The following is a 23,742-nucleotide window of genomic DNA, read 5'->3' as shown; positions in this document are numbered from 1 at the left end:
TCCAGGTGCAGCGCTAAGGTAAGCCTTACCTGTGCAGAAGCGTCTGAGTCTCATCCTGACCGCCACCCTGGCCGGCCTTCTCTCGCTGACCGCGTGCGGCGGCGGCGACGAGAGCGACCCCGGCAAGTCGGGCGACAAGCGGCTGACCATCTACAGTGGGCGCAGCGAGAACCTGGTCAAGCCGGTGCTGGAGAAGTTCGAGAAGTCCTCCGGGATCGACGTGGACGTCCGGTACGGCACCACGGCGCAGATGGCGGCCCAGCTGCTGGAGGAGGGCGAGCGTAGCCCGGCCGACGTCTTCTTCGCGCAGGACGCCGGCGCCCTCGGCGCCGTCACCAAGGCCGGCCAACTCGCCACCCTGCCGCAGGAGGTGCTGGACCGGGTGCCGGCGGCGTACCGCGCCGGGGGCGGACAGTGGGTCGGCGTCAGCGGCCGGTCCCGGGTGCTCGCCTACAACGCCGATCAGGTGCCCCAGGAGCAGTTGCCCAACTCGGTGTTCGAGGTGACCGACCCCCGGTGGAAGGGCAAGATCGGGGTGGCCCCCACCAACGGCTCGTTCCAGGCGTTCGTCACCGCCCTGCGGGTGCAGCACGGCGACGCCAAGGCGAAGGAGTTCCTGACCGGGCTCAAGGCCAACGAGCCGCAGATCCGCGAGAACAACGTCCAGATCGTCGCCGACATCGACGCGGGTAAGCTCGCGGTGGGCCTGGTCAACCACTACTACGTCTACGAACTGGCCAAGGAGCGCGGCGGCACCCCGGAGACGCTCAAGGCGCGGCTGCACTTCTTCCCGAACGGGGACACCGGCGGGCTGGTCAACGCCGCCGGCGTCGGCCTGCTCAAGCGGGCCGGCTCCGACCCGGACGCCCGTGCCCTGGTCGACTACCTGCTCGGCACCGAGGCGCAGACCTACTTCGCGACCGAGACGTTCGAGTACCCGCTGGCCGCCGGCGTCCCGGCCGCCCCCGGCCTGCCGGAGCTGACCACCCTCGAGGCGCCGAAGATCGACCTGAACGACCTCGACACGCTCGACGCCACGGTCGCCATGATCAAGGAAGCGGGGCTGGCCTGAGCGGGATTCTCGCCGGTGACCGTCGGGCCGCAACGCGGGCCCGACGGTCACCGCGTCGTGTGCTGCCCCGGCCCGGCCTGACCGCCGCGTCGGCCGCCGCCGTCGCGGTCGCCCTGATACCTCTGGTCTACCTGGGCGTACGCGCCGGCGAGGCGGGCTGGGACCGGATCGCGGCCGAACTGCTCACGGAACGGCTCGCCGTGCTCGCCGGCCGCAGTCTGGCGCTGGCCGCCGTGGTCACCGTCGCCTGCACGGTCGTCGGCGTCGGGGCCGCGTTCCTCGTCGCCCGCACCGACCTGCCCGGTCGTCGCGCGTTCGGCGTTGTCGCGGCGCTGCCGCTGGCCGTGCCCACGTACGTCGCCGGGTTCGCCTGGATCGCCACCGTGGACGGATTCGCCGGCTTCTGGGCGGCGGCGCTGCTGCTCACCGTCTGCTCCTACCCGTATGTCTTCCTGCCGGCCGTCGCCGCGTTCACCCGTGCCGACCCGGGGCAGGAGGAGGTGTCCCGCTCGCTGGGTCACGGCCCGTGGGCGACCCTGTTCGGGGTGACCCTGCGCCAGGTCCGCCCGGCCGTCGCCGCGGGCGCGCTGCTGGTCGCCCTGTACGTGCTCTCCGACTTCGGCGCGGTCTCCCTCGTCCAGGTCGACACCTTCACCCGGGCCATCTTCACCGCGTTCAACCTCGGCTTCGACCGCACCGGCGCGCTCGTGCTCTCCACCGTCCTGGTCGTCCTCACGGTGCTGCTGATCGGCGCCGAGCTGACCACCCGAACCCGTGACGCCCGGTACGCCAGCACCGCCGTCCGGCCGCCCGTTCGGCTCGGGCTGGGCCGCTGGCGATGGCCGGCCGTGGCGGCCCTGCTCGCGGTCGAGGCGCTGGCCCTCGGCGTCCCGGCTGTCGGGCTGGCCCGCTGGCTCGCCGCCGGGGTGTCCCGCCCCGGCTCGCTCGCCGAGATCGCGTCGGCCGCCGGCGGTTCGCTGTCGGTGTCGCTCGCCGGTGCGGCGTTCACCATGCTGCTGGCCCTCCCGCTGGGGCTGCTCGCCGCCCGCGCCCCCGGCCCGGTGACCACCCTGCTGGAACGGCTCACCTACGTCGCGCACGCCCTGCCCGGCGTGGTGATCGGCCTCTCCCTGGTCTTCTTCGCCGTCAACGTGGCGTACCCGCTCTACCAGAGCCGGTGGCTGTTGGCGCTGGCGTACGCGACGCTGTTCCTCCCCCTCGCCGTCGGCGCGGTCGCGTCCGCCGCCGCGCAGAGCCCACCCGCCGTGGAGGAGGCCGCCCGGTCACTCGGCCGGGGACCGTTCGCGGTGTTCCGCACCGTCACCCTGCCGCTGACCCTGCCCGGCATCGGCGCCGGGGCGGCGCTGACGTTCCTCACCTGCATGAAGGAACTCCCGGCGACCCTGCTGCTGCGGCCCACCGGGATGGACACCCTGGCCACCGAGCTGTGGACGCACACCTCCACCGCCGCGTACGCCGCCGCGGCCCCGTACGCGGCCATCCTCGTCGCGCTCGCCGCCGTGCCCACCTGGCTGCTCGCGGCCCGCACCGGACTCACCGATCCCGGAGGGACCCGATGACCGAGAGCATGCTGACCGTGGCCGGCCTGGCCAAGTCGTACGGGACGGTGCCCGCCCTCACCGGCGTCGACCTCGACGTCCGGCGCGGCACGCTGCTGGCCGTGCTGGGCCCGTCCGGCTGCGGCAAGACCACCCTGCTGCGCTGCGTCGCCGGATTCGAGCGGGCCGACCGGGGCACCGTCACCGTCGACGGCCGGGTGCTCGTCGGCAACGGCGTGCACGTCCCACCGCACCGCCGCCGCGTCGCCGTCGTCCCGCAGGAGGGGGCACTCTTCCCGCACCTGTCCGTCGCGGACAACGTCGGCTACGGGCTGGACCGGGCGGCCCGCCGCTCCGGCCGGGTCGAGGAGGTGCTCGACCTCGTCGGCCTCGCCGGGTACGGCGCGCGGATGCCGCACCAGCTCTCCGGCGGCCAGCAACAGCGGGTCGCGGTGGCCCGCGCGCTGGCGCCCCGGCCGCCGCTGGTGCTGCTCGACGAGCCGTTCAGCGCCCTGGACGCGAAGCTTCGCGCCGAACTGCGGGCCGACGTCCGGCAGGCGCTGCACGCCGACGGCGCCACCGGCGTGCTGGTCACCCACGACCAGGGCGAGGCGCTGTCCATGGCGGACGCCGTCGCCGTGATGGACGCCGGGGTGATCGTGCAGTGCGGGACGCCCGCCGAGGTCTACCGGGACCCCGCCGACCCGTGGGTCGCCCGGTTCGTGGGCGACGCCGTGCTGCTCCCGGCCACCGTCGACGACGACATGGCGGTCACCCCGCTGGGCCGGCTGCCGTTGCGCGGGCCCGCCGCCGGAGGCACGGCGACCATCCTCGTCCGCCCGGAACAGATCCGGATCGCCCCGTCCGGTGGCGCGCCGGCCACGGTGGTGCGACAGGACTTCCACGGGCACGACGCGCTGACCACGCTGCGCCTCGACGACGGCACCGTGCTGACCGCCCGGACTCTCGACGAGGGCACCGGTCTGCCCGCTGGCGCCCAGGTCGCGGTCACGGTGCAGGGACAGGTCCGCGCGTACGCCGGATAGTGGACCGACCCCGCCCCGGTGCCCACCCGGACCACCGGGGCTGCGCGGCCAGCCCCGCCCTCGCGGCGTCCTGAGTGGACCGGTTCGGCCCATGTAGCGGAGCCGGCCGACGTCGCGAGGCCCAGGTCCACCTTGCACAGCGGAGGCGTGGACCGAGCGCGCCCGCAGCGCGGACTCCTCCTCACCATGCCATGACCCGGCGGCAGCAACGCTTGGTGCACTCCGAAACGCGGCTATATCTCTCTTAACAACCAAGACGGACAATGTTTCGAGCTCTTGACCGTCGTGTGTCAACCGTTTACGGTCCTCTGTTAACGGTAAACGGGGGGTGAAACAGTGGTCACGTCGCACAGGCCGACCCGAGCGCCAACGCTGGGTGACCAACTCGCCGAGGTCATCCGGAACCAGATCGTCCGGCGGACGGTGCAACCCGGAACGCATCTCATCGAGGACGCCCTGGCCTCGCAGTACGACGTCAGCCGGGGCCCGGTCCGGGACGCGCTGCGCCAACTCGAGTCCCAGGGGTTGGTCGAGTCCCGGCGGCGGGGCTACTTCGTCGCCGGGCTGAGTCAGCGCGACATCGAGGACCTGTACGAGCTGCGCGAGGCGATCGAGGTCGTGGCGGTGACCCGCGCCATCGACCTGGCGACGCCGCAGCAGCTGCAGGCCGCCCGCGACATCGTCGGCGAGATGGCCGCCGCGGCCGACCGCTCCTCCGCCGCCGAATTCGCCAAGGCCGACCTGCGCTTCCACGCCCTGCTCTACCAGATGGGCGGCAACCGACGCATCGCCAACGTATGGAAGGACTACGAACCGGTGTTCGCCAGTCTGATGCAGCTCACCGTCGAGGAAACCGACCTGCACCCGTCCGCCAACGATCATGGGCTCCTGCTCGACCTCATCGTCGCGGGCGATCCGGGCCCCTTGGCGTCCGGGATGCGCGAGCACGTGCGCGGCGCGCGCAAACGGATGTCACACGCCATGCTCGAGGCCGGGCTGATCCACAGCGGCCGGGCCGAGCGGACATCCTCATGACCGGCGTGACGACCGAGGCGCCGCCGGTCCGCGAGGCGTCGGCCGGCGAGGTACGCCCGGCCACCACCCGCGCCCGACGCAGTCCCGCCGCGCTCTCCCGAGGGCTGCTCTGGTTCACCGTGCCCGCGCTCGCCTTCTACGGCTTCGCAGTCGTCGTGCCGACTCTGCGCGGCGGTCAGCTCGCCCTGACCGACTGGGACGGGCTGTCCCGCAACTACGAATTCGTCGGCTTCGACAACTTCGTGCGCATCTTCACCACCGAGAGCTCGCTCAACGCGCTGAAGATGACCCTCATCTTCGCGGTTGCCATCACCATTCTGCAGAACGGCATCGGGCTACTGCTCGCGCTCGGCGTCAACACCGGCCTGAAGTCGCGCAACTTCCTGCGCGTCGTGTTCTTCGCACCCGTCGTCGTCACGCCCGTCGTCGTGGCGTACCTGTGGAAGTTCATGCTCGCCCCGGACGGCGCCGTGGACAGCGCGCTCCACGCGGTCGGGCTCGGCAGTCTCAGCCAGACCTGGCTCGGCGATCCCACCTGGGCGGCGGTCTCCGTCGTCATGGTCGTGGTGTGGCAGCACGCCGGCTACTCGATGGTGATCTACCTCGCAGGCCTGCAGGCGGTCCCGCAGGAGCTGCACGAGGCCGCCGCCGTGGACGGCGCCGGTGTCTGGCGTCGCTTCCGGTCCGTCACCTGGCCGTTGCTGGCACCCGCGACGACCATCAACGTGGTGCTGACCATCATCGGCGGACTGAAGATGTTCACCGAGGTCTACGTCCTGACCGGCGGCGGGCCGGGTGGGTCCACCGAGACGCTCTCGACGTTGCTGTACAAGTCGGCGTTCCAGTTCGACGAGTTCGGTTACGGCATCGCGCTGGCCCTGGTGCTGGCCGCCATCGTCGGGCTCTTCTCCGTCGTGCAGTTCAGGCTCTCCAGCGGAAAGGGCGTCGACTGATGTTCCGCTACACCAAGCGCACTTTTCTCCGCGAAGTCCTGCTGTTCGCTGTCGCCGTGGTCTTCGCGTTTCCGCTCTACATCCTGGTGAACCTCTCCCTGCGTCCGGGCGACGACGTCTCCTCGCCGCTGCTGCCCCCGACCGCGCCCACGCTGGCCAACTACGCCGCCGCCTGGGAGCAGGCCGGCCTGGCCAGCGCGTTGCTCAACAGCGCGATCGTCACGGTCGCGAGCGTCTGCATCATCGTGCTGATCTCGTCGATGGCCGCCTATCCGCTCGCCCGGATCACCTCACGGCTGTCCACCGGCACGTTCTGGCTGGTGATCGGTGGGATGCTGGTCCCGTTCCAGGTGGCGCTCATCCCGCTGTACCAGAGCATGCGTGACCTCGGTCTGCTCGGTTCGCTGTGGGCGCTGGTGATCTTCTACAGCGGCGCGCAGGTGCCGTTCTCCGTATTCCTCTACACGGGGTTCCTGCGGGCGCTGCCCAAGGAGTTCGAGGAGGCGGCCGCGATCGACGGCGCCGGCACACTGCGTACCTTCCGCAGCGTGGTCTTCCCGCTGCTGCGGCCGGTCACCGGTACCGTCGTCATCCTCAACGCGATCAACGTGTGGAACGACTTCCTCGTACCGCTGCTGTACCTCAGCGGCACTCCGCAGCAGACGGTGACCGTCGCCCTGTACGCCTTCGTCGGGCAGTTCGTCTCCAACTGGCCGATCGTGTTCGCGGGCCTCGTCATCAGCATCCTGCCGGTCCTCGCCGTCTACTTCATCATGCAGCGCCAGATCATCCGCGGCTTCGCCGGAGGGCTGAAGGGGTGACCGGCTTGCTGGCATATGCGTTGCGGGTGAACGGGCAGGACGAACCGCTCGGGGTCGTCGCCGCGCCCGGCTTCTCCTGGCGACTGGAGTCGCAGCGGCGCGGCGCGCGTCAACGTTCGTACCGCATCCGTGTGCACCACCTGCCCTCGACCGGCCGGCCGGTGACCGTGTGGGACTCCGGCGACGTCGATTCGGCGCTCACCGTCGGCGCCCGCTACGACGGAGCGCCGCTGGTGTCGTCGTCGGCGTACGAGTGGGAGCTGGAGGTCGTCGACGACACGGGCGCCCGGACCCGGGCCGGTGCCCGGTTCGGCACCGGCATCGTGCACGCCGACGACTGGCGGGCCGCCTGGATCGCCCGCAACCCGGTGTACCAACAGGTCGCGTCGCCGCCGCAGGACACCGACATCAGCTACACGGTGAACAAGCTGCAGCCGGTGCGCCGGTTCGTGCGCCGCTTCGACCTCACCGACGCGCCCGCGTCGGCCCGGGTGCACGCCTCCGCGAAGGGCATCTACCGCCTGTACGTCAACGGTCACCGGGTCGGCCACGACGAGCTCGTGCCCGGCTGGACCGAGTACCGGCAGCGGATCACCTACCAGACCTGGGACGTGACCGACCTGCTGCGACCCGGGCCCAACACGGTCGCGGCGCTGCTCGGCGACGGCTGGTACGTCGGGTTCATCGGCACCGACCGACGTCACCAGGCCCAGCACTACGGCACCGAGCCGGCCGTCCTCGTCCAGCTGGTCATGGACGGTTCGGACGGCTCACGACGCTTCGTCGTCAGCGACGACGGATGGCGCGAGTCGGCCAGCGACATCCTCTACGCCGACCTGCTGATGGGTCAGTACGAGGACTCGCGTCGCGCCGAGCCCGGGTGGCAGTTGCCCGGGCACGACACCTCGGGCTGGTCCGAGGCGGTGACCGTGTCCCGGGACACCTCGCTGCTCGTCCCCGAGGCCGACCCGGCGGTGCGGGTGACCGAGCGCGTGGCGGCGGTCCGGGTCACCGCCCGCGGCGCCGGACGGCACGTCGTCGACTTCGGGCAGAACCTCGTCGGCCGGGTCGCGCTGACGCTGCGCGACCAGGCCGCGGGCACGCGCGTGCAGCTCGCCCACGCCGAGGTGCTGGACGAACGCGGTGAGCTCTACACCGCCAACCTGCGTACCGCCGAGCAGGTCGACGTGTTCTGGACCGACGGCTCACCCCGCCAGGTGTTCGAGCCGCGGTTCACCCTGCACGGATTTCGCTTCGTCGAGATCAGCGGCGTCGCCGGTGACCTGTCCACCGACGACGTCGAAGCGGTCGTCCTGCACAACGACTTCGACCGTACCAGCGCGTTCGAGACCTCGAGCGCCGACCTGAACGCCCTCGCCTCGAACATCTCGTGGAGCCTGCGCGGCAACTTCGTGTCCATCCCGACCGACTGCCCGCAGCGCGACGAACGGCTCGGCTGGCTCGCCGATGCCCAGGTCTTCACGCCGACCGCCCTGCTGTTCGCGGACGTGGCCGCGCTGCTGACGCGGTGGATGCGCGACGTACGCGGCGCCCAGTCCGACGGCGGGGCCTTCCCCGACATCGCCCCCCACCTCATCCACCTGCGGGAGGGCGCCCCCGCGTGGGGTGATGGCGGCGTGACGATCCCGTGGCACGTGCACCGCGCCACCGGCGACACCACCGTGCTGCGCGACGCCGCGGACTCGATGATTCGTTGGGTCCGCCACGTCGAGCGGCACAACCCCGACCTGATCTGGCGCAACCGCGTCGGCAACAACTACGGTGACTGGCTCCAACTGGGCGAGGAGACGCCCAAGGACGTGCTGGCGACCGCCTACTTCGCCCGCAGCGCCGAGCTCACCGCCCGCAGCCTTGCCGTGCTCGGGCGGCCTGAGGCCCCGGAGCTGGCCGACCTCGCAGAGCGCATCCGCCGCGCCTACCGCGCGGAGTTCATCGCCCCCGACGGCCGGGTGCACGGCGACACCCAGGGCAGCTACCTGCTGACGCTCGCGTTCGAGTTGTGCGCCCCGGAGGACCGGGACCGCGTGGCCGAGCGGCTCGTGGCCGCGGTCGAACGGCGCGGCGTCTCCCTCACCACCGGATTCGTCACCGTCGGGCTGCTGTGCCCGGTGCTCACGTCGATCGGGCGGTCCGACCTGGCGTACAAGCTCGTCACCAACGACCGCTATCCGTCCTGGCTCTTCTCGGTCCGCAACGGCGCGACGACGATCTGGGAACGGTGGGACGGTTGGACCCCCGAGCGTGGGTTCCAGTCGCCGCGAATGAACAGCTTCAACCACTACTCACTCGGAGCCGTCGGCGAATGGCTGTTCACCGGGATCCTGGGCATCACCCAGACACCCGACTCCGCCGGCTACCGCCACATCCGGCTCGCCCCGCAGGTGGACGCGTCCCTCGACTGGGCGCGCGGGGCGATCGAGACACCGCGTGGACGCGTCGAAAGCTCGTGGCGTCGCGTCGGCGTCGAGGTGGAGTGGACCCTGCGCATCCCGCCGGGGGACACCGCCGAGGCCGCCATTCCCGCTTCCTCAGCCACCATCAGGGAAGGAAGCGAGACCGCAACCCGCTCGCAAGGAATCTCTCTGCTGGCGCAACAACGGGGACTCACCCTGTTGCGACTGGAGTCCGGAAGCTATCACTTCCGCTTTCCGGCCGAAGTCCCCGCTGTGCCGCCGATCCATTGACGCCAGGGCCCCGTCCCCTTCCTGCAACGGAGTGAACAAAGATGAACTACCGGAAATCCGTCGCCGCCGTCGGCGTCGTCGGGGCGGCCATCGCGCTCGGCGCGTGCGGCCAGTCCGACTCGTCGTCCACCTCCGCGACCGAAGAGACCAAAGCGCTCACGATCGCCACCACCTCGAACAACAAGACGGCGATGGAGGCGGTGATCGAGGCGTACAAGAAGAAGACCGGCCTCGACATCAACCTCACCGTCGCCGACACCGCGCAGTACCAGACCACACTGCGTACCCAGTTGTCGTCGGGTACCGCCCCCGACGTGTTCACGGTCTGGGCCGGTAGCGGCAACCCCGGCGCCATCAACGTCCTGCAGAAGGCCGGCTACCTGGCCGACCTCTCGGACCGGTCGTGGGTCGGCGACGTCGAGCCGGGCACTGCCGAGACACTCAAGGTAAAGGACAAGACGTACGGCCTGCCGTCGAAACTCGACGCCGTCGGCACCATCTACAACGTCAAGACGCTCGAGGGTCTCGGTCTGAAGGCGCCGACGACGTACACCGAAATGCTCCAGTACTGCAAGGACGTGAAGGCGAAGGGCAAGGTCGCCTTCGCGTTGGGTATCCAGACCGACTGGGTGGCCCAGCTGATTCCCTACGCGCTCGTCGCCTCGACCGTCTACGCCAAGGCTCCCGACTTCAACGACCAGTTGGCGTCCGACAAGGCGACGTTCGCCGGATCGGGCTGGACGGAAGCGTTCGACAAGTACCTCGAGATGAACGAGGCCGGCTGCTTCAACGACCAGCCGCTGGGCACCGACGTCACGGCCTCGTACAACCTCGTCAACACCGGCACCGCCGTCGGTGTCGTCCAGGTGCTCGCGTCGTTCCCGCAGATCACCTCCACCGCGCCGGCCGGCACCGAGTTCGGCTTCTTCCCGCTGCCGGGCGACGACGACGCCAGCAAGAACCCCATCCCCCGGGGCATCGGCGTGAGCTTCGCCGTCAACGACGGCGCGAAGAACAAGAAGAACGGACTCGAGTTCGTCGACTGGCTCGCCTCGGCCGAGGGCACCAAGGCCTGGTTCGACGCGGCGCCGGGCATCCCCGCCGTCAAGGGCGCCACGGTCACCGCGAACCCGGTCAACCAGGCGGCGATCGACATCATCGAGGCCGGGAACACCGCCCCGTTCCCGGACCAGAGCTGGCCGAACGCCAAGGTCCAGGCGGCCCACCTCAAGGGCGTCCAGCAGATGTTCTCCGGACAGGCGACAGGCGAGCAGGTGTTGAAGTCGATGGACGAGGCCTTCGGCGCGTAACCCGCGCCGCCATCGTCCGACCCGGGTGCGGGACGGATTGTTCCGCCCGCACCCGGCCATCCCTGCGGCCCGACACCATCGAGAGAGCAGATGCGTACACCGTCTCACGAGATCATCACCGCGGTACCCGTGTCGTTCACCGACGACGGTGCCCTGGACCTCGACGGAACCCGCGAGATCCTGCGGTATGTCGCGGGGTCAGGAGTCCAGGGAGCGCTCGTCCTCGGCACGACCGGCGAGTTTCCGGCCCTGTCGATCCCCGAGCGCAACGCCGTCGCGGCGCTCGCCGTGCAGGTCCTGCACGGCATTCGCGTGATCGTCCACGTCGGGGCGGCCAGCCGGTACGAGGTGTCGCAGCTCATCGAGGGCGCACGGGCCTCCGGTGCCCGCGAGATCGCGATCCTGACCCCCTTCTATCTGCCCGCACCGCCGGACGAGGTGTTCGCGTTCTTCCGTGACGCGACCGCCGAGGCCGACGGGCTCGACGTCCATCTCTATCTGTTCGAGGCCCGCACCGGCGTGCGGGTGGACGTGGAACTGCTCGTCCGGCTCGCACAACTGCCGAACGTCGTCGGGGTGAAGGTCAGCGGCGAGCCGCTCGACCGGATCCCGCTGTACCGGGCGCGGCTGCCCGAGGGGTTCCGCATCTACACCGGCAGCGACCGCGAGTTCGCCGCGGCGATCGCCGCGGGCGCCGACGGGGTCATCTCGGGTGTGGCGTCCGCGTTCGCCAAACCCTTCGTCGAGATGCGGGCCGCGCTGCAACGCGCGGACACCGAGGCGGTCGCGAACCTGCAGAACGACGTCGACGAGGCCGTCGCCGCGATCTGCGGCGAGCCGACGCGGATGCGTGCCGTGCACCGTCTCGCCGGCCGACCGGTCGGCCGGTCCCGCATGCCGATCCCGGAACCGGGCCCGGAGGAGTTGCAACGCCTCGCCCGGGCCCTGCCCCAGTTCCACTGAGCACACCAGACCAGGCCGGCTGTCGGTCCCTCCGGGCCGACGCCGCTGAGCACACCAGACCAGGCCGGCTGTCGGTCCCTCCGGGCCGACGCCGCTGAGCACACCAGACCAGGCCGGCTGTCGGTCCCCCCAGGCCGACGCCGCCGGTTCCCCCTGAGGTAATCGGAGACCACGATGGCCCCTACCGCCTTACGAACCTCGCTACGTACCGCCACCCTGACCGCGCTGGCCGTCCTCGCGACGGCTGCGGTTCCCGCCCCGTCGTTCGCCGCCACCGAACCGCCGCTGCAGGTGATCGCCGGACTCGTCGACACCACCGACCCCGTTGCCGTCGGCCTGCCGCGGGCTGCGAACGCCGAGACGATCACGGTCGCCGCCCCGGGCGACGACGACCTGAAGTTCAACCACGGCGTCGTACTCATGCCGTTCAAGAACCGCCTGTACGCGCAGTGGCAGAGCTCCGCGAAGGACGAGGACGCGCCCGACACGATCGTCGTCTACGCGACCAGCGAGGACGGGACGAACTGGTCGGCGTCGGCCCCGCTCACCGCGCCCCGCACCGACGGGTACACCTCCAGCGGCGGCTGGTGGACCGACGGCGAGACCCTGGTGGCGTACCTCAACGTGTGGCCGAGCGCCCTCACCCCGCGAGGCGGCTACACCGAGTACGTGACCAGCACCGACGGTGTGCGCTGGAGCAGCCCGAAGCGGGTGCTGGGCGCCGACGGTCAGCCCGTCGACGGCATCATCGAGCAGGATGTCAAGGCCCTGCCCGACGGGCGGATCCTGACCGCCTTCCACGTGCAGCCGGGGCTGTTCGTCAAGCCCTACTACACCGACGACCCGCTCGGCGTCTCCGGGTGGAAGCAGGGCCAGTTCACCAACCAGCCGAACAACTCCGGCATGAGCCGCGAACTCGAACCGAGCTGGTACCAGCGTGCCGACGGGTCGATCGTGATGGTGTTCCGTGACCAGGGCGGCAACACCTTCCGCAAGCTCGCCGCGGTGAGCACCGACAACGGCGAGACCTGGTCGGACTCGGTCGTCACCAACGTGCCGGACGGCCGCACCAAGCAGAGCGCGGGCAACCTGCCCGACGGCACCGCGTACCTGGTCGGCAACCCGACCGGGACCCGCAACCGCTACCCGCTGTCGGTGCTGGTGAGCGCCGACGGGGTGACCTTCGACGTGGCCTACAACCTGCGCACCGCCGAGGACCTCCAGCCGCTCCGCTACGTGGGTCTGTACAAGAACCTCGGTTACAGCTACCCGAAGAGCATTGTGTGGAAGGACCACCTCTACGTCGCCTACGCCACCAACAAGGAGGACGTGCAGATCAGCCGCCTGCCGGTCGCCGACATCTCGCTGCGCGACGACGCGGCCACCGTCCCCGGCCAGGGTGTGCTGTCGCATGACAACGGCCGGGACACCGGTCTCCAGGACGGCGACTACACCGTCACCATGAACCTCTGGTGGGGTCAGAACGCCAGCTCCGTGCGGCTGTACGAGAACGGCAAGCTGGTGGCGTCCCGTGCGCTGGCGTACCGCGGTGTCGGTCCGCAGTCCATCGCGATTCCGGTGACCGGCCGGCCCAACGGGACCTACGTCTACACCGCCGAACTCGTCAACTCCAAGGGGATCACCGCGACGCGTCCGCTGACGGTGAAGGTCACGCAGGCCGCGCCCGCCACACCGGTGCTCAGCCACGACAACACCGACCGCGACGGCACGTACCGCGTCACCGCGAACCTGTGGTGGGGCACGAACGCCACGTCGTACCGTTTCCTGGAGAACGGCGCCGTCGTGGCCGAGGGCGCGCTCACCGCGAACACCCCGCAGGCGCAGACGGCGGCGATGGCCGTGACTGGACGCGCGTCCGGCGACCACACGTACGTCGTCGAGTTCAGCAATGCCGCCGGCACCACCGTGAGCAAACCGATCACGGTGACCGTGGACCGCTGAGCGGCGCCGGCCGTGTCCCGGGTCTCCGGGACACGGCCGGGTCGCTTGCGTCGACTGAGGCCGGGAGGCGGCGCAGGGCTCAGTGCGGGGACTGTTCGCTCGAGCGACGGACGACGAGTTCCGGTTGGAACACCACGTGCCGGTGCCGGTGCCTTTCGCCGGCCGCAGCCTCCTCGAGCAGCAGTTGGGCCGCCGTGCGCCCCAGTTGCTCCCGGGGTTGGCGGACCGACGACAGCGGGACCGCGGCCGCCCCGGCGAACTCGATGTCGTCGTAGCCGACGATCGCCACGTCGTCCGGTACCCGCAGCCCTCGAGCGGTCAGCTCCTGCAGCACACCGAGCGCGATCAGGTCGTTGGCGCAGAAGAGGGCGGTCGGGCGCTGCCGGGCGGGCAGGGTGACCAGCTCCTCGGCGGCACGTCGGCCGGCGGTCACGGTGAGGCTGGCCGTGGCCGCCACCCGTAGTTCGGTAGCGCTGTCGCGTTCCGCCAGCGCTGCTGCGGCACCGGCGTGCCGGTCGGCCACCTGCTGCATGGAGAACGGACCGCCCAGGTACGCGATACGGCGGTGACCCTGGTCCAGCAGGTGCTCCATGGCGAGCCGGCCGCCCATCACGTCGTCCACCGCGACGGAGCACCGGCTGGCGCGGCCGGATCCCCGGTCGACGAGCACCACCGGGATGCCCCGCTGGTGCAGCCGGTCGAGGTCGGGCTGGCGACCGTGGCCGACCGGCGTGATGAGCACACCCCGGACCCGCTGCTCCTCGAGCAGTTCGAGGTGCCGGCGTTCCCGGGCGCTGTCCTCGCCGCTGTTGCACACGACGAGCATGGCTCCCGCCTCCTCGACCACCTGCTCCGCGCCGCGGACCACGTCGGTGAAGAAGGGGTTCGCCACGTCGAGGACGACGATGGCGACGGTGCGGCTCTGACCGGCGCGAAGCTGTCGTGCGGAGTCGTTGCGTACGTAGCCGAGCTCGGCGATGGCGTCGAGGACGCGCTGCCGAGTGGCGGGAGTGACGCTGTTGGGCCGGTTGAGCACGTTGCTCACCGTGCCCAGGGACACTCCGGCGTGCCGGGCCACCTCCTTGATGCTTGCCGCCGCCATCGCTCCCCTCGCCCGATCGTGCGCACGTCCCGGGCGTACCGCCCGCCCCCGCCGGGGGAGTCTACAACGCCTTAAAACGTTTCATGGCGCTGTTTCTTCGCCGAGTGTGTCCGGTGGTCGGGCCCGGCTGCGGGGTGCGGTGGCGAGGTTGCGCAGGAGTCGTCCGAACCCGAGGAGGGAATGCCTTCAGGGCCCTTGACGCCTCCCGAAGCCACCCCTACAGTCTCAACCCGAGCCTCTTGAAACGATTCATAAAGGGGTCGGATGAGCCCCCGGACGAGCGGGCGCCCGCCGGCAGGCGGAGGCGACCCCGTTCGTCGTCAACATCGAGGCACACCTCGGCGCCCCGACGGGAGAAGCACCATGACGCAGAGCGACGCGAACCGCGACCGGGTGGCACAGGCCTTGCGCGCGCAGCGCATCGAGACCCCCTCCTGGGCGTACGCGAACTCCGGCACCCGGTTCAAGGTCTTTCCACAGGAGGGCGTGCCGCGCGACCCGTACGAGAAGATCGCCGACGCGGCCGTGGTGCACCGGCTCACCGGGGTCGCGCCGACCGTCGCCCTGCACATCCCGTGGGACCGGGTCGACGACTACGCCGCCCTGGCCAGGTACGCGGCCGACCAGGGCGTCGCCCTCGGCGCGATCAACGCCAACGTCTTCCAGGACAACGACTACCGGCTGGGCAGCGTCACCAACCCGGACCCGGCGGTCCGGCGTAAGGCCATCGACCACCTGCTCGAATGCGTCGACATCATGGACCGCACCGGCTCCCGCGACCTGAAGCTCTGGTTCTCCGACGGCACCAACTACCCCGGGCAGGACGACATCCGCACCCGCCAGGACCGGCTCGCCGTCGCGCTGCGGGAGACGTACGACCGGCTCGGCGACCACCAGCGGATGCTGCTGGAGTACAAGCTGTTCGAGCCGGCCTTCTACACCACCGACGTGCCGGACTGGGGCACCGCGTACGCGCACTGCCTGGAACTCGGGCCGAAGGCGCAGGTCGTCATCGACACCGGACACCACGCGCCCGGCACCAACATCGAGTTCATCGTGGCGTTCCTGCTGCGCGTCGGGAAGCTCGGCGCGTTCGACTTCAACTCCCGGTTCTACGCCGACGACGACCTCATGGTCGGGTCGGCCGATCCGTTCCAGCTGTTCCGCATCATGTACGAGATCGTGCGCGGCGACGCCCTGCGCCCGGAGGCCGGTATCGCCTTCATGCTCGACCAGTGCCACAACATCGAGGCGAAGATCCCGGCGATCATCCGTTCGGTGCTGAACGTGCAGGAGGCCACCGCCAAGGCACTGCTCGTCGACGCCGACGCGCTCGCCGCCGCGCAGCAGGCGGGTGACGTACTCGGCGCCAACGCGGTGCTGATGGACGCGTACCACACCGACGTGCGGCCGCTGCTTGCCGAACTCCGCGCCGACCTGGGCCTGGACCCGGACCCGATGGCCGCCTACGCCCGCTCCGGCTACTTCGAGCGCATCCGGGCCGAGCGCGCCGGCGGACAGCAGGCCGGCTGGGGCGCCTGACGCCCACCCGCCCGACGACCCGCACCCCAGCCGGCGCAGTCACCGAGAACGCACACAGGAGACGTGAGGACAATGCATTCCCAGGTACAGGCGCTGATCGCGCGCAGCAACCGGCTCGGCGCCGACCCGACCACGACCAACTACGCCGGCGGCAACACCTCCGCCAAGGGCGACGGCGTCGACCCGGTGACCGGTGGCCCCGTCGAACTGCTCTGGGTCAAGGGCTCCGGCGGCGACCTCGGCACGCTCACCGAGGCCGGCCTGGCCGTGCTCCGGCTCGACCGGCTCCGCGCACTCGTCGACGTCTACCCCGGTGTCGACCGCGAGGACGAGATGGTCGCCGCGTTCGACTACTGCCTGCACGGGCGGGGCGGCGCGGCCCCGTCGATCGACACCGCCATGCACGGCCTGGTCGACGCCGCACACGTCGACCACCTGCACCCCGACGCCGGTATCGCCATCGCCACCGCCGCCGACGGGCCCGAGTTGACCAAGGAGATCTTCGGCGACCGGGTGCTCTGGGTGCCGTGGCGGCGGCCCGGCTTCCAGCTCGGCCTCGACATCGCCGCCGTCGCGCAGGCCAACCCGCAGGCCATCGGCGTCATCCTCGGTGGACACGGCATCACCGCCTGGGGGCCAGCAGCGAGGAGTGCGAACGCAACTCGCTGGAGATCATTCGCACCGCGCAGGCGTACCTCGACCAGCACGGCCGAAGCGAGCCGTTCGGCCCGGTCGTCCCCGGCTACGAGCCGCTGCCGGCGGTCGAGCGGCGCGCCCGCGCCGCGGCGCTGGCGCCGGTGATCCGGGGCCTGGCCTCGGCCGACCGGCCGCAGGTCGGGCACTTCACCGACACCGACGTGGTGCTCGACTTCGTCGCCCGCGAGCGGCACCCGGCGCTCGCCGCGCTCGGCACCTCCTGCCCGGACCACTTCCTGCGCACCAAGGTCCGCCCGCTGGTGCTCGACCTGCCACCCACCGCACCGATCGAGGAGACCATCGCCCGGCTTCGGGAACTGCACGCCGCCTACCGCGACGACTACCGCGCCTACTACGAACGGCACGCCACCGACGACAGCCCGGCGATGCGCGGCGCCGACCCGGCCATCGTCCTCGTCCCCGGCGTGGGCATGTTCAGCTACGGGGCCAACAAGCAGACCGCCCGGGTCGCCGGTGAGTTCTACGTCAACGCCATCAACGTCATGCGCGGCGCCGAGTCGGTGTCCCGGTACGCGCCGATCGACGAGGCCGAGAAATTCCGCATCGAGTACTGGGCCCTCGAGGAGGCCAAGCTCGCCCGGATGCCCAAGCCGAAGCCGCTGGCCACCCGGATCGCCCTGGTCACCGGCGCCGGCTCCGGCATCGGCCGGGCCATCGCCCACCGGCTCGCCGCCGAGGGCGCCTGCGTCGTCGTCGCCGACCGGGACACCGCCGCCGCCGAACGGGTGGCCGCCGAGCTGGGCGGCCCGGACGTCGCGGCCGCCGTACCGGTGGACGTCACCGACGCCGAGACGGTGGCCGCGGCGGTCCGCGCGGCGGTGCTCGCCTACGGTGGCCTGGACCTGGTGGTCAACAACGCCGGGCTGTCACTGTCGAAGTCGCTGCTGGAGACGACCGAGGCGGACTGGGACATCCAGCACGACGTGATGGCCAAGGGCTCCTTCCTGGTCTCCCGCGAGGCCGCCCGGGTCCTCATCGACCAGGGGATGGGCGGCGACATCGTCTACATCTCCAGCAAGAACTCGCTCTTCGCCGGCCCGAACAACGTCGCGTACGGTGCGGCCAAGGCCGACCAGGCCCACCAGGTTCGCCTGCTCGCCGCCGAACTCGGCGGCCACGGCATCCGGGTCAACGGCATCAACCCCGACGGGGTGGTGCGCGGCTCCGGCATCTTCGCCGCTGGCTGGGGCGCCCAGCGCGCCGCCGTCTACGGGGTGCCGGAGGAGAAGCTAGGCGAGTTCTACGCCCAACGCACCCTGCTCAAGCGGGAGGTGCTGCCCGAGCACGTCGCCAACGCGGTCTTCGTACTCACCGCCGGCGACCTGTCGCACACGACCGGTCTGCACGTCCCCGTCGACGCCGGCGTCGCCGCGGCCTTCCTCCGCTGATCCCGGCTGGCGCGCGATGGGGGCGACAGTGATCGTGGAAGATCCGGTGCTCGACGAGGAGGACCTGCGGTGAACGGCGTCGCCCACCTCGCCGCCGTCGACCTGGGCGCGTCCAGCGGCCGCGTCATGCTCGGTCGCGTCGAAGCTGGCCGGTTGACGCTGACCGAGGCGCACCGGTTCCCCAACGAACCGGTGCGCGCCGGGGGCAGGCTGCACTGGGACGTCCTCGGCCTGTGGCGTGGCGTCCTCGACGGCCTGCGCGCCGCCGGCCCGGTGACCAGCATCGGGATCGACTCCTGGGCGGTCGACTACGGGCTGCTCGACGCGTCCGGCGCGCTGCTCGGCAACCCGGTGCACTACCGCGACGCCCGCACCGACGGGGTGGCCGAGCGGGTCGCGAAGCAACTGGGGGAGGAGCGGCTCTACACCACCACCGGGCTGCAGCAACTGCCGTTCAACACCGTCTACCAGCTCGTCGCGGCGGTCGGCACGCCACAGCTGGACGCCGCCGACCGGCTGCTGCTGATCCCGGACCTGATCGCGTACTGGCTCACCGGGGAGCTCGGCGCCGAGATCACCAACGCCTCCACCACCCAGCTGTACGACGTCCGCCGCCGCGCCTGGGCCGTCGACCTGATGACCGACGCGGGCATCCGCAGCGACCTGTTCCCGCCGCTACGCGAGCCGGGCAGCCGGATCGGGCCGGTCCTGGCCGACCTGGCGCTGCCCGGCGAGCCGGACGTGGTGGCGGTGGGCTCGCACGACACCGCGTCGGCGGTGGTGGGCGTGCCGGCGGCGGGGGAGAACTTCGCCTACATCTCCTGCGGCACGTGGTCGCTGGTGGGGCTCGAGCTCGACGCCCCGGTGCTCACCGAGGCGAGCCGACGGGCCAACTTCACCAACGAGTCCGGTGTGGACGGCACCATTCGCTACCTGCGTAACGTGATGGGCCTGTGGCTGCTGCAGGAGTCGCTGCGGACCTGGGGCGCGACCGACCTGCCCGACCTGCTGCTCCGGGCGGCCCGGGAGCCGGCCTTCCGGTCGGTCGTGGACCCGGACGACCCGGCGTTCCTGCCGCCCGGCGACATGCCGGCGCGCATCGCGGACGCCTGCCGGCGCGCCGGTGAGCCGGTACCCGCCAGCCCGGCCGCCACCGTCCGCTGCATCGTCGACAGCCTGGCCCTGGCGCACCGCCGCGCCGTCCGTCAGGCGCAGCAGCTCTCCGGACGGCACGTCGACGTCCTGCACGTCGTCGGTGGCGGCGCCCGCAACGAACTGCTGTGCCAGCTCACCGCCGACGCCTGCGGACTACCGGTGCTCGCCGGACCCGTCGAGGCCACCGCCTTCGGCAACATCCTGGTGCAGGCCCGCGCGGCCGGTATCCTCGACGGTGACCTGACCGCCCTGCGCGCCGTGCTGCGCCAGACCCAGCACATCGTGCGGTACGAGCCGCGCGGCCACGAGGCGGCGTGGCGCGCCGCCGAGGACCGGATGGGCGGCTGAGGATGCGCATCGCTCTGTTCGTCACCTGCCTCGCCGACACGCTGTTCCCTGAGGCGGCGAAGTCGACGGTTCGGCTGCTGGAGCGCCTCGGCCACGAGGTGGTGTTCCCGCCGGACCAGACTTGCTGCGGCCAGATGCACGTCAACACCGGCTACCCGGACGACGCGGTGCGGCTGGTCCGCCGGCATGTGCGGGTCTTCGCGCCGTACGACGTGGTGGTGGCTCCGTCGGGCTCGTGTGTGGGGTCGGTGCGGCATCAGCACGCGATGCTGGCGCGCCGGGCGGGGGACGAGCGGCTGGCCTGGCGGGCGGAGGAGGTGGCCCGGCGTACGTTCGAGCTGTCGGAGTTTCTGGTGGACGTGTTGGGGGTGACGGACGTGGGGGCGTACTACCCGCACCGGGTGACGTACCACCCGACGTGTCATTCGCTGCGGATGATCCGGGTGGAGGACAAGCCGTTGCGGCTGCTGCGCGCGGTGCGGGGCCTGGATCTGGTGGAGTTGCCGCAGGCCGAGCAGTGCTGCGGGTTCGGGGGACGTTCGCGGTGAAGAACGCGGACACGTCGACGGCGATGCTGGCGGACAAGATGCGCAACGTGTTGGCGACGGGGGCCGACGTCTGTACGGCCGGGGACTCCTCGTGTCTGATGCACATCGGCGGCGGGTTGTCCCGGCTGCGGGCCGGGGTGCGGACGGTGCACCTGGCGGAGATCCTGGCCTCGACCGAACCCGGCGAGACCAGCAGCGCACCCGCCGAGACCGGCGGCGAACCCGGCGAGACGGGTGGAGAACCCGGCGAGACCGGCGGCGAGCGCGGGCGACCGGGGGTGCGGCCGTGACCCGGACGTTCCTCGGCATGCCCGCCACCGCACCGCGCGGGGTCGGGCATCTGCGCGGCGACGAGTCCTTTCCCGCGGCGGCCCGCCGGGCCCTCGGTGACGCGCAACTGCGCCGCAACCTGGGCCACGCGACCACGACGATCCGGGCCAAGTCCGGCGCGGTGATCGGCGAGGTGCCGGACTGGCAGGAACTGCGCGCCGCCGGCTCGGCGATCAAGGCCGACACCATGGCCCGCCTGCCGGAGCTGCTGGAGCAGTTGGAGGCGGCGGTGACCGCCGCGGGCGGCACGGTGCACTGGGCGGCCGACGCGGTGGAGGCGAACCGGATCGTCACCGACCTCGTCCGGGCCGCCGGCGCGGACCGGGTGATGAAGGTCAAGTCGATGGCCACCCAGGAGATCGGCCTGAACGAGGCCCTCGAGGCGGCCGGGATCGAACCGGTCGAGACCGACCTGGCGGAGCTGATCGTCCAGCTGGGCAGGGACAAGCCGAGTCACATCCTGGTGCCGGCCATCCACCGCAACCGGGCCGAGATCCGGGAGATCTTCCTGCGCGAGATGCCTGGCGTCGACCCCGGGCTGACGGACGAGCCGGTGGCCCTCGCCGCAGCGGCCCGGCAACACCTGCGGCGGACCTTCCTCAGTACGAAGGTCGCGGTCTCCGGGGCGAACTTCGCCGTGGCCGAGACCGGCACCCTCGCCGTCGTGGAGTCCGAGGGAAACGGGCGGATGTGCCTGACCCTGCCGCAGACCCTGATCACCGTGATGGGCATCGAGAAGGTCGTCCCGACCTGGGACGACCTGGCCGTGTTCCTGCAACTGCTGCCCCGGGCCTCTACCGGGGAACGGATGAACCCCTACACCTCGATGTGGACCGGGGTCACTCCCGGTGACGGGCCGCAGCAGGTGCACCTGGTGCTGCTGGACAACGGCCGCAGCGCGGTCCTGGCCGACGACGTCGGCCGGCAGGCGCTGCACTGCATCCGCTGCTCGGCCTGCCTCAACGTCTGCCCGGTCTACGAACGCACCGGCGGGCACGCCTACGGTTCGGTCTACCCCGGACCGATCGGCGCGGTGCTCTCCCCACAGCTCACCGGGGTGGCGGACAACGCCTCCCTGCCGTACGCGTCGTCGCTCTGCGGCGCCTGCTACGACGCCTGTCCCGTGAAGATCAACATTCCGGAGCTGCTGGTCCACCTCCGTGCCGAGGCCCCCCACCCACGCAGCGAGGCGATCGCGATGGCCGCCGCCGCGTACACCCTGGACCACCCCCGCCTGTACGCCGCCGCGCAACGTGCCGCGAAGCTGAGCCGGCTCGCCGGCCCGCGCGGCGGTGGCCTGCCACCGCCCCTGAACGGCTGGACGGCGAGCCGGGACATCCCGGCCACCCCGCCGCAGACCTTCCGCCAGTGGTGGGCGGCGCGATGAGCACCCGGGAACTCGTCCTCGGCCGCCTCCGGGCCGCGCTCGGTGAGCCACGGCCGACACCGGCCGAGGTGCCTCGGGACTACCGGCCCGCCGGCTCCGTCCCGGTCGACCTCGACGTGCTCGTGGACCGCCTCACCGACTACCGGGCCACCGTGCACCAGTGCGCCGACGCCGACGTCGCCCGGGTCGTCGACGAGGTGCTCGGGGGCGGGCGGGTCGTGGTGCCGCCGGGCCTGCCCCGGCGCTGGCTGCCGGACAGCGTCGTCCAGGTGGTGGACGACGACCTCAGCACGGAGGAGATCGCCGCCTCGAACGGCGTCGTCACCGCGGCGGCGCTGGCCGTCGCCGAGACCGGCACCATCGTGCTCGACGGGAGCCCGGACCAGGGCCGCCGTATCGTCACGCTGCTGCCCGACGTGCACCTGTGCGTGCTGCGGGCCGACCAGGTGGTCGCCACCGTGCCGGACGCCATCGCCCGCGTCGATCCGCACCGGCCACTGACCTGGATCAGTGGCCCGTCGGCCACCAGCGACATCGAACTCAACCGGGTCGAGGGCGTGCACGGGCCGCGCAACCTGCACGTGGTGATCACGACGTGAGTCCGGCCGGCGGGAGTGACGATCACGCCGGCCGTGCCGCTTCACCGACACCCTGCCGTAATAGGCTTCTGCGCAGCACTGATGCGCCACGACCGCCGGAAGGACCTGCCGTGTCGTCGACCCCGACAATCGCCACGCCGAGGGTGGTGGTGTTCGGTCTCGGTGGCACGATCGCCATGACCAGCGGCACCGGCGAAGGCGTCAGTCCCACCCTGTCCGCGCGCGACCTGCTCGACGCCGTACCGGGACTGGCCTCGGCTGGCATCGAGATCGAGGTGGTGGACTTCCGCCGCCGTCCCGGGGCGTCCCTCACGTTCGCCGACGTCGTCGCGCTCGCCACCGCGGCGACCCGCGAACTCGCCGCGGGCGCGAGCGGGGTGGTCGTCACCCAGGGCACCGACACGATCGAGGAGACGGCGTACCTGCTCGACCTGCTCCACCACCGACCCGAACCCCTGGTCGTCACCGGCGCGATGCGTAACCCCACGATGGCCGGCGCCGACGGCCCCGCCAACCTGCTCGCCGCCATCCAGGTCGCGGCCTCCCCGGCCGCTCGGGACCAGGGCTGTCTCGTCGTCTTCGCCGACGAGGTCCATTCTGCCCGCTGGGTCGCGAAGACCCACTCCACCAGCGGCGCCACGTTCCGCTCGCTGGACACCGGCCCGATCGGCTACGTCCTCGAGGGTGCCGTGCGGCTGCTGACCCGCGTGCCACACCGGCTCGCCATCCCCGCCCCGCATCCCGGTACGCGCGTCAACGTCGGTCTCTACCCGGTCACCCTCGACGACGATCCGAGCCTGCTCGACGCCATGGGTCTGCACTGCGACGGCCTCGTCGTCGGCGGCTTCGGGGTCGGTCACGTACCCGAACCCCTCGTCGACACCCTCACCGCCCTCGCCGGACGGATCCCCGTCGTCCTGGCCTCCCGGACCCCGGCCGGTCCGACGCTCACCCGCACCTACGGCTTTCCCGGGTCCGAGCGTGACCTCCTGACCCGCGGGCTCATTCCGGCCGGCTGGCTGCACCCCTACAAGGCCCGCATCCTGCTCCGCGCGCTCCTCGCGGCCCAGGCCAAGCCAACGGACATCGCCACTGCGTTCTCCGTTGCCGGTGGCCTCGGTGAACCTTCCTCGTGGCCCTGGCCCACACCGACCCTGCCGTGAGGTCCGGGCGATCCGAGCCCGCGGTCGACCCGGCAGA

Annotated in this window: 17 protein-coding genes and 2 pseudogenes; 18 read left to right on the top strand and 1 reads right to left on the bottom strand. The window is 71.4% G+C overall.

The window, feature by feature from the left end:
• The first annotated feature begins 31 nt into the window (after positions 1–31).
• From GA0074692_RS12285 to GA0074692_RS12240, 10 genes are all read left to right on the top strand, one after another.
• Positions 32–1,072, top strand: coding sequence for an iron ABC transporter substrate-binding protein (locus GA0074692_RS12285; RefSeq protein WP_091643607.1), 1,041 nt, complete (start codon positions 32–34; stop codon positions 1,070–1,072).
• A gap of 59 nt (positions 1,073–1,131) precedes the next feature.
• Positions 1,132–2,652, top strand: coding sequence for an ABC transporter permease (locus GA0074692_RS12280; protein WP_091643604.1), 1,521 nt, complete (start codon positions 1,132–1,134; stop codon positions 2,650–2,652).
• Positions 2,649–3,677: an ABC transporter ATP-binding protein gene (locus tag GA0074692_RS12275; protein ID WP_091643601.1), complete on the top strand. Its 1,029-nt coding sequence runs from the start codon at positions 2,649–2,651 to the stop codon at positions 3,675–3,677. Before GA0074692_RS12280 ends, GA0074692_RS12275 begins: the two co-directional genes overlap by 4 nt.
• Before the next feature lie 336 nt (positions 3,678–4,013).
• Entirely contained in the window at positions 4,014–4,712 is a 699-nt protein-coding gene (locus GA0074692_RS12270) for a GntR family transcriptional regulator (protein WP_091643596.1), read from the top strand.
• A complete protein-coding gene (locus tag GA0074692_RS12265) occupies positions 4,709–5,665 on the top strand; it encodes a carbohydrate ABC transporter permease (protein ID WP_091643592.1) in 957 nt (318 codons plus the stop codon). The genes GA0074692_RS12270 and GA0074692_RS12265 overlap by 4 nt, the downstream gene beginning before the upstream one ends.
• Positions 5,665–6,486, top strand: a complete 822-nt coding sequence (locus GA0074692_RS12260; RefSeq protein ID WP_091643589.1) for a carbohydrate ABC transporter permease — start codon at positions 5,665–5,667, stop codon at positions 6,484–6,486. The genes GA0074692_RS12265 and GA0074692_RS12260 overlap by 1 nt, the downstream gene beginning before the upstream one ends.
• Positions 6,483–9,191: an alpha-L-rhamnosidase gene (locus GA0074692_RS12255; protein WP_091643584.1), complete on the top strand. Its 2,709-nt coding sequence runs from the start codon at positions 6,483–6,485 to the stop codon at positions 9,189–9,191. The genes GA0074692_RS12260 and GA0074692_RS12255 overlap by 4 nt, the downstream gene beginning before the upstream one ends.
• 41 nt (positions 9,192–9,232) lie before the next feature.
• On the top strand, positions 9,233–10,501 hold the full coding sequence (locus tag GA0074692_RS12250; protein WP_091643579.1) for an ABC transporter substrate-binding protein: 1,269 nt from the start codon (positions 9,233–9,235) through the stop codon (positions 10,499–10,501).
• A gap of 90 nt (positions 10,502–10,591) precedes the next feature.
• The gene (locus GA0074692_RS12245) at positions 10,592–11,464 is read left to right on the top strand and encodes a dihydrodipicolinate synthase family protein (protein WP_091643570.1); all 873 of its coding nucleotides are present in this window, start codon (positions 10,592–10,594) and stop codon (positions 11,462–11,464) included.
• 174 nt (positions 11,465–11,638) lie between these two features.
• The gene (locus tag GA0074692_RS12240; protein ID WP_091643567.1) at positions 11,639–13,426 is read left to right on the top strand and encodes an exo-alpha-sialidase; all 1,788 of its coding nucleotides are present in this window, start codon (positions 11,639–11,641) and stop codon (positions 13,424–13,426) included.
• Between the two features lie 79 nt (positions 13,427–13,505).
• Here GA0074692_RS12240 and GA0074692_RS12235 read toward each other — a convergent pair whose 3' ends face one another.
• Positions 13,506–14,528, bottom strand: a complete 1,023-nt coding sequence (locus GA0074692_RS12235) for a LacI family DNA-binding transcriptional regulator (protein WP_091643564.1) — start codon at positions 14,526–14,528, stop codon at positions 13,506–13,508.
• A 363-nt stretch (positions 14,529–14,891) separates the two neighbouring features.
• Here GA0074692_RS12235 and rhaI point away from each other — a divergent pair, with 363 nt between their 5' ends.
• The 8 genes and pseudogenes from rhaI (at position 14,892) to GA0074692_RS12200 (ending at position 23,705) form a co-directional block, all read left to right on the top strand.
• Positions 14,892–16,070: an L-rhamnose isomerase gene (rhaI, locus tag GA0074692_RS12230; protein WP_091643561.1), complete on the top strand. Its 1,179-nt coding sequence runs from the start codon at positions 14,892–14,894 to the stop codon at positions 16,068–16,070.
• Between the two features lie 72 nt (positions 16,071–16,142).
• Positions 16,143–16,664 (top strand): annotated as a pseudogene (locus GA0074692_RS35980) (class II aldolase/adducin family protein); the annotation flags it as partial.
• The gene (gene rhaD / locus GA0074692_RS12225; protein WP_245730280.1) at positions 16,598–18,175 is read left to right on the top strand and encodes a bifunctional rhamnulose-1-phosphate aldolase/short-chain dehydrogenase; all 1,578 of its coding nucleotides are present in this window, start codon (positions 16,598–16,600) and stop codon (positions 18,173–18,175) included. The pseudogene GA0074692_RS35980 and the gene rhaD, both read left to right, overlap by 67 nt.
• A gap of 69 nt (positions 18,176–18,244) precedes the next feature.
• A complete protein-coding gene (locus GA0074692_RS12220; protein WP_245730279.1) occupies positions 18,245–19,678 on the top strand; it encodes a rhamnulokinase in 1,434 nt (477 codons plus the stop codon).
• 2 nt (positions 19,679–19,680) lie between these two features.
• Positions 19,681–20,405: pseudogene (locus GA0074692_RS12215) on the top strand ((Fe-S)-binding protein); the annotation flags it as partial.
• 128 nt (positions 20,406–20,533) lie between these two features.
• Positions 20,534–21,943 (top strand): lactate utilization protein B, encoded by a 1,410-nt coding sequence (locus GA0074692_RS12210; RefSeq protein WP_091653341.1) that lies wholly within the window; start codon positions 20,534–20,536, stop codon positions 21,941–21,943.
• Positions 21,940–22,542, top strand: coding sequence for a LutC/YkgG family protein (locus GA0074692_RS12205; RefSeq protein WP_091653343.1), 603 nt, complete (start codon positions 21,940–21,942; stop codon positions 22,540–22,542). Before GA0074692_RS12210 ends, GA0074692_RS12205 begins: the two co-directional genes overlap by 4 nt.
• Positions 22,543–22,652: 110 nt before the next feature.
• Positions 22,653–23,705 carry an asparaginase gene (locus GA0074692_RS12200; protein ID WP_281198923.1) on the top strand — a complete coding sequence of 351 codons (1,053 nt, stop codon included), beginning with the start codon at positions 22,653–22,655 and terminating at the stop codon, positions 23,703–23,705.
• Positions 23,706–23,742 lie beyond the last annotated feature (37 nt).

It is taken from the genome of Micromonospora pallida (assembly GCF_900090325.1).
GTDB lineage: Bacteria > Actinomycetota > Actinomycetes > Mycobacteriales > Micromonosporaceae > Micromonospora > Micromonospora pallida.
This window is presented reverse-complemented; position numbering and strand designations above follow the sequence as displayed.